The sequence below is a fragment of the Citrobacter sp. CK181 genome, assembly GCF_030333595.1.
GTDB classification, from domain to species: Bacteria; Pseudomonadota; Gammaproteobacteria; order Enterobacterales; family Enterobacteriaceae; genus Citrobacter_B; species Citrobacter_B koseri.
On the sequence record NZ_JAOWFN010000013.1, the window covers coordinates 476,667 to 483,079 of the forward strand.

Sequence of the window (6,413 nt, forward strand, 5' to 3'; positions counted from 1 at the left end):
TGAGAACCGCCGCCTGTCATGGCGGCGGTTTTTTTATTGCAGGCCGGATATAATTAATACTGGAAAGCGGAACCCCCGCTGTATTAATTTAATCATCCGCGTAAATAATGAGCCTGCCCTGAAAACATAACGACAGGCTCCTGAAAAGGAGTGTTTTTTTTCATGTCCAGGTCGCTTTTAACCAACGAAACCAGTGAGCTTGACTTACTGGATCAACGTCCTTTCGATCAAACCGACTTTGATATTCTGAAATCCTACGAAGCGGTGGTGGACGGGTTAGCGATGCTCATTGGTTCCCATTGTGAAATCGTATTGCACTCTTTGCAGGATTTGAAATGCTCAGCCATTCGCATTGCCAACGGTGAACACACGGGGCGCAAAATTGGCTCGCCGATCACTGACCTTGCATTGCGCATGCTGCATGATATGACGGGTGCGGATAGCAGCGTATCGAAGTGTTACTTCACACGCGCGAAAAGCGGTGTCCTGATGAAGTCAGTGACGATTGCCATTCGCAACCGCGAGCATCGCGTAATTGGTCTGCTGTGCATCAACATGAACCTTGATGTGCCGTTCTCGCAGATTATGAATACCTTTATTCCGCCGGAAACGCCGGAAGTGGGTTCCGCCGTGAACTTTGCCTCCTCAGTGGAGGATCTGGTCACTCAGACGCTGGAATTCACCATTGAAGAGGTGAATGCCGATCGCAATGTCTCTAATAACGCGAAGAATCGTCAGATTGTGCTGAATCTGTATGAGAAGGGGATCTTCGATATTAAAGATGCGATTAACCAGGTGGCTGACCGCCTGAACATCTCCAAACATACGGTCTACCTCTATATTCGTCAGTTCAAAAGCGGCGACTTCCAGGGGCAAGATAAGTAATGCGTTTTGCCATTGTGGTGACGGGGCCAGCGTACGGAACGCAGCAAGCGAGCAGCGCGTTGCAGTTTGCGCATGCCTTAGTTAACGAAGGGCATGAGCTGAGCAGCGTCTTTTTCTACCGGGAAGGCGTGTATAACGCCAACCAGTTGACCTCTCCGGCCAGCGATGAATTCGACCTGGTGCGCGCATGGCAGCAGTTGGGCGCGCAGCATGGCGTCGCATTAAATATCTGCGTTGCGGCGGCGCTGCGTCGCGGCATTGTGGATGAGACCGAAGCAAAAAGGCTGGCGCTGGCATCAGCCAACTTACAGCCAGGGTTTTCGTTGAGCGGGCTTGGCGCGCTGGCGGAAGCCTCCCTGACCTGCGATCGCGTGGTGCAGTTTTGATGAAACGTATTGCTTTTGTATTTTCCACCACGCCGCACGGCAGCGCATCGGGTCGCGAAGGACTGGATGCGTTACTGGCGACGTCGGCGCTGACGGAAGAGACTGGCGTCTTTTTTATCGGCGATGGCGTTTTTCAGATTCTTTCGGGACAAACGCCTGACGTTGTGCTGGCGCGGGATTACATCGCCACCTTCAAACTGCTGGGGCTGTACGATATCGAGCAATGCTGGCTGTGCGCCGCTTCGTTGCGTGAGCGCGGTCTGGAGACGGGGGTGAGTTTCATTGTGGATGCGACGCCGCTTGAACCTGAAGCGTTGCGCGGTGAACTGGACAATTATGATGTTATCCTGAGGTTCTGACGTGACTATCCTGCATACATTACATCGTTCCGCATGGCTCAGTGACGTTTCCGCGCTTCTTCGCGTGTGCAAAGAAGGCGATGCGCTTTTATTGCTACAGGATGGCGTTACGGCGGCCATCGAAGGTAGCCGTTTCCTTGAAAGTTTGCGTAACGCCCCCATAACGGTTTACGCACTGAAAGAAGATATCGATGCTCGCGGTTTGAGCGGTCAAATTTCAGACAGTGTCGTCAGGGTTGACTATACTGACTTCGTCAGACTTGCGGTTAAGCATCCCAGCCAGATGGCCTGGTGATTGTGGGATCGTTGTATATTTCTTGACACCTTTTCGACACCGCCCTAAAATTCGGCGTCCTCATATTGTGTGAGGCCGTTTTATTACGTGTTTACGAAGCAAAAGCTAAAACCAGGAGCTATTTAATGGCAACAGTTAACCAGCTGGTACGCAAACCACGTGCTCGCAAAGTTGCGAAAAGCAACGTGCCTGCGCTGGAAGCATGCCCGCAAAAACGTGGCGTATGTACTCGTGTATATACTACCACCCCTAAAAAACCGAACTCCGCGCTGCGTAAAGTATGCCGTGTTCGTCTGACTAACGGTTTTGAAGTGACTTCCTACATCGGTGGTGAAGGTCACAACCTGCAGGAGCACTCCGTGATCCTGATCCGTGGCGGTCGTGTAAAAGACCTCCCGGGTGTTCGTTACCACACCGTACGTGGTGCGCTTGACTGCTCCGGCGTTAAAGACCGTAAGCAAGCTCGCTCCAAGTATGGCGTGAAGCGTCCTAAGGCTTAATGGTTCTCCGTTAAGTAAGGCCAAACGTTTTAACTTAAATGTCAAACTAAACTCGTAGAGTTTTGGACAATCCTGAATTAACAACGGAGTATTTCCATGCCACGTCGTCGCGTCATTGGTCAGCGTAAAATTCTTCCGGATCCGAAGTTCGGATCAGAACTGCTGGCTAAATTTGTAAATATCCTGATGGTAGATGGTAAAAAATCTACTGCCGAAACTATCGTATACAGCGCGCTGGAGACCCTGGCTCAGCGTTCTGGTAAATCTGAACTGGAAGCTTTCGAAGTAGCTCTCGAAAACGTGCGCCCGACTGTCGAAGTTAAGTCTCGCCGCGTTGGTGGTTCTACTTATCAGGTACCAGTTGAAGTCCGTCCGGTTCGTCGTAATGCTCTGGCAATGCGTTGGATCGTTGAAGCTGCTCGTAAACGCGGTGATAAATCCATGGCTCTGCGCCTGGCGAACGAACTCACTGATGCTGCAGACAACAAAGGTACTGCAGTTAAGAAACGTGAAGACGTTCACCGTATGGCAGAAGCCAACAAGGCGTTCGCACACTACCGTTGGTAATCCCTTCGGAATTTTAGTCACCAGGCGGGCGCTTCCAGCAAGCAGCCCGCTTTGGGCTACTTAAATTGAACGCCTAGAAGATAAAACGAGGAATCAAATGGCTCGTACAACACCCATCGCACGCTACCGTAACATCGGTATCAGTGCGCACATCGACGCCGGTAAAACCACTACTACCGAACGTATTCTGTTCTACACCGGTGTAAACCATAAAATCGGTGAAGTTCATGACGGCGCAGCTACCATGGACTGGATGGAGCAGGAGCAGGAGCGTGGTATTACCATCACCTCCGCAGCGACTACTGCATTCTGGTCTGGTATGGCTAAGCAGTATGAACCGCATCGCGTAAACATCATCGACACCCCGGGGCACGTTGACTTCACTATCGAAGTAGAACGTTCCATGCGTGTTCTTGATGGTGCAGTAATGGTTTACTGCGCAGTTGGTGGTGTTCAGCCGCAGTCTGAAACCGTATGGCGTCAGGCAAACAAATATAAAGTTCCGCGCATTGCGTTCGTTAACAAAATGGACCGTATGGGTGCGAACTTCCTGAAAGTTGTTGGTCAGATCAAAAGCCGTCTGGGCGCGAACCCTGTTCCGCTGCAACTGGCGATTGGCGCTGAAGAAGCGTTCACCGGTGTTGTTGACCTGGTGAAAATGAAAGCCATCAACTGGAACGAAGCAGATGCAGGCGTTACCTTCACTTACGAAGATATCCCGGCTGACATGCAGGAACTGGCTGAAGAATGGCACCAGAACCTGATCGAGTCCGCTGCGGAAGCTTCTGAAGAGCTGATGGAGAAATACCTGGGTGGCGAAGAACTGACTGAAGAAGAGATCAAAAAAGCTCTGCGTCAGCGTGTTCTGAGCAACGAAATCATCCTGGTAACCTGTGGTTCTGCATTTAAGAACAAAGGTGTTCAGGCGATGCTGGATGCGGTAATTGATTACCTGCCATCCCCGGTTGACGTACCTGCGATCAACGGTATCCTGGACGACGGTAAAGATACTCCGGCTGAGCGTCATGCTAGCGATGATGAGCCTTTCTCTGCACTGGCATTCAAAATCGCTACCGACCCGTTCGTGGGTAACCTGACCTTCTTCCGTGTGTACTCTGGTGTGGTTAACTCTGGTGATACTGTACTGAACTCTGTGAAATCCGCACGTGAGCGTTTCGGTCGTATCGTTCAGATGCACGCTAACAAACGTGAAGAGATCAAAGAAGTTCGCGCGGGCGACATCGCTGCTGCTATCGGTCTGAAAGACGTAACTACGGGTGACACCCTGTGTGATCCGGACGCGCCGATCATTCTGGAACGTATGGAATTCCCTGAGCCGGTAATCTCCATCGCAGTAGAACCGAAAACCAAAGCTGACCAGGAAAAAATGGGTCTGGCTCTGGGCCGTCTGGCTAAAGAAGACCCGTCTTTCCGCGTATGGACTGACGAAGAATCTAACCAGACCATTATCGCCGGTATGGGTGAGCTGCACCTCGACATCATCGTTGACCGTATGAAGCGTGAATTCAACGTTGAAGCGAACGTCGGTAAACCTCAGGTTGCTTACCGCGAAGCGATTCGCTCGAAAGTTACCGATATCGAAGGTAAACACGCCAAGCAGTCTGGTGGTCGCGGTCAGTACGGTCATGTTGTTATCGACATGTACCCGCTGGAGCCGGGTTCCAACCCGAAAGGCTACGAGTTCATCAACGACATCAAGGGTGGTGTAATCCCTGGCGAATACATCCCGGCCGTTGATAAAGGTATCCAGGAGCAGCTGAAAGCAGGCCCGCTGGCTGGCTATCCGGTTGTTGACATCGGTATCCGTCTGCACTTCGGTTCTTACCATGACGTTGACTCCTCTGAACTGGCGTTTAAACTGGCTGCGTCTATTGCCTTTAAAGAAGGCTTTAAGAAAGCGAAACCTGTTCTGCTTGAGCCGATCATGAAGGTTGAGGTAGAAACGCCGGAAGAGAACACCGGTGACGTAATTGGTGACTTGAGCCGTCGTCGCGGTATGCTGCGCGGTCAGGAATCCGAAGTTACTGGCGTTAAGATCCACGCTGAAGTACCGCTGTCTGAAATGTTCGGATATGCAACTCAGCTGCGTTCTCTGACCAAAGGTCGCGCATCATACACTATGGAATTCCTGAAGTATGATGATGCACCGAGCAACGTTGCTCAGGCCGTTATTGAAGCCCGTGGTAAATAATCCACAGGATTAAAACCTAAGTCCCGTGCTCTCTCCTGAAGGGGAGAGCACTATAGTAAGGAATATAGCCGTGTCTAAAGAAAAATTTGAACGTACAAAACCGCACGTTAACGTCGGCACCATCGGCCACGTTGACCATGGTAAAACTACTCTGACTGCTGCAATCACTACCGTACTGGCTAAAACCTACGGCGGTGCTGCTCGTGCATTCGACCAGATCGATAACGCGCCGGAAGAAAAAGCTCGTGGTATCACCATCAACACTTCTCACGTTGAATACGACACCCCGACTCGCCACTACGCGCACGTAGACTGCCCGGGCCACGCCGACTATGTTAAAAACATGATCACCGGTGCTGCGCAGATGGACGGCGCGATCCTGGTTGTTGCTGCGACTGACGGCCCGATGCCGCAGACCCGTGAGCACATCCTGCTGGGTCGTCAGGTAGGCGTTCCGTACATCATCGTGTTCCTGAACAAATGCGACATGGTTGATGACGAAGAGCTGCTGGAACTGGTTGAGATGGAAGTGCGTGAACTGCTGTCTCAGTACGATTTCCCGGGCGACGACACGCCGATCGTTCGTGGTTCTGCTCTGAAAGCGCTGGAAGGCGACGCAGAGTGGGAAGCGAAAATCATCGAACTGGCTGGCTACCTGGATTCCTACATCCCGGAACCAGAGCGTGCGATTGACAAGCCGTTCCTGCTGCCGATCGAAGACGTATTCTCCATCTCCGGTCGTGGTACCGTTGTTACCGGTCGTGTAGAGCGCGGTATCATCAAAGTGGGCGAAGAAGTTGAAATCGTTGGTATCAAAGAGACTGCGAAGTCTACCTGTACTGGCGTTGAAATGTTCCGCAAACTGCTGGACGAAGGCCGTGCTGGTGAGAACGTAGGTGTTCTGCTGCGTGGTATCAAACGTGAAGAAATCGAACGTGGTCAGGTACTGGCTAAGCCGGGCACCATCAAGCCGCACACCAAGTTCGAATCTGAAGTGTACATTCTGTCCAAAGACGAAGGCGGCCGTCATACTCCGTTCTTCAAAGGCTACCGTCCGCAGTTCTACTTCCGTACAACTGACGTGACTGGCACCATCGAACTGCCGGAAGGCGTAGAGATGGTAATGCCGGGCGACAACATCAAAATGGTTGTTACCCTGATCCACCCGATCGCGATGGACGACGGTCTGCGTTTCGCAATCCGTGAAGG

The 6,413-nt window shown here is 51.8% G+C and carries 8 protein-coding genes; all 8 read left to right on the forward strand.

Going from position 1 to position 6,413, the window contains the following annotated elements; genetic code table 11:
• Positions 1-162 precede the first annotated feature (162 nt).
• A complete protein-coding gene (locus tag OGW17_RS13555) occupies positions 163-885 on the forward strand; it encodes a helix-turn-helix transcriptional regulator (RefSeq protein ID WP_003023643.1) in 723 nt (240 codons plus the stop codon).
• A complete protein-coding gene (gene tusD / locus OGW17_RS13560; RefSeq protein ID WP_012135438.1) occupies positions 885-1,271 on the forward strand; it encodes a sulfurtransferase complex subunit TusD in 387 nt (128 codons plus the stop codon). Before OGW17_RS13555 ends, tusD begins: the two co-directional genes overlap by 1 nt.
• A complete protein-coding gene (gene tusC / locus OGW17_RS13565; RefSeq protein ID WP_071258121.1) occupies positions 1,271-1,630 on the forward strand; it encodes a sulfurtransferase complex subunit TusC in 360 nt (119 codons plus the stop codon). The genes tusD and tusC overlap by 1 nt, the downstream gene beginning before the upstream one ends.
• A 7-nt stretch (positions 1,631-1,637) precedes the next feature.
• Complete coding sequence (gene tusB, locus OGW17_RS13570; RefSeq protein WP_024131005.1) at positions 1,638-1,925, forward strand: sulfurtransferase complex subunit TusB; 288 nt, start codon at positions 1,638-1,640, stop codon at positions 1,923-1,925.
• 125 nt (positions 1,926-2,050) lie between these two features.
• Positions 2,051-2,425: a 30S ribosomal protein S12 gene (gene rpsL, locus OGW17_RS13575; RefSeq protein ID WP_000246815.1), complete on the forward strand. Its 375-nt coding sequence runs from the start codon at positions 2,051-2,053 to the stop codon at positions 2,423-2,425.
• Between the two features lie 96 nt (positions 2,426-2,521).
• Complete coding sequence (rpsG, locus tag OGW17_RS13580) at positions 2,522-2,992, forward strand: 30S ribosomal protein S7 (RefSeq protein ID WP_002920113.1); 471 nt, start codon at positions 2,522-2,524, stop codon at positions 2,990-2,992.
• A gap of 97 nt (positions 2,993-3,089) precedes the next feature.
• Positions 3,090-5,204, forward strand: a complete 2,115-nt coding sequence (gene fusA / locus OGW17_RS13585) for an elongation factor G (protein ID WP_012135435.1) — start codon at positions 3,090-3,092, stop codon at positions 5,202-5,204.
• A 70-nt stretch (positions 5,205-5,274) separates the two neighbouring features.
• A partial coding sequence (tuf, locus tag OGW17_RS13590; RefSeq protein ID WP_286452243.1) for an elongation factor Tu occupies positions 5,275-6,413 on the forward strand: 1,139 nt, incomplete at its 3' end.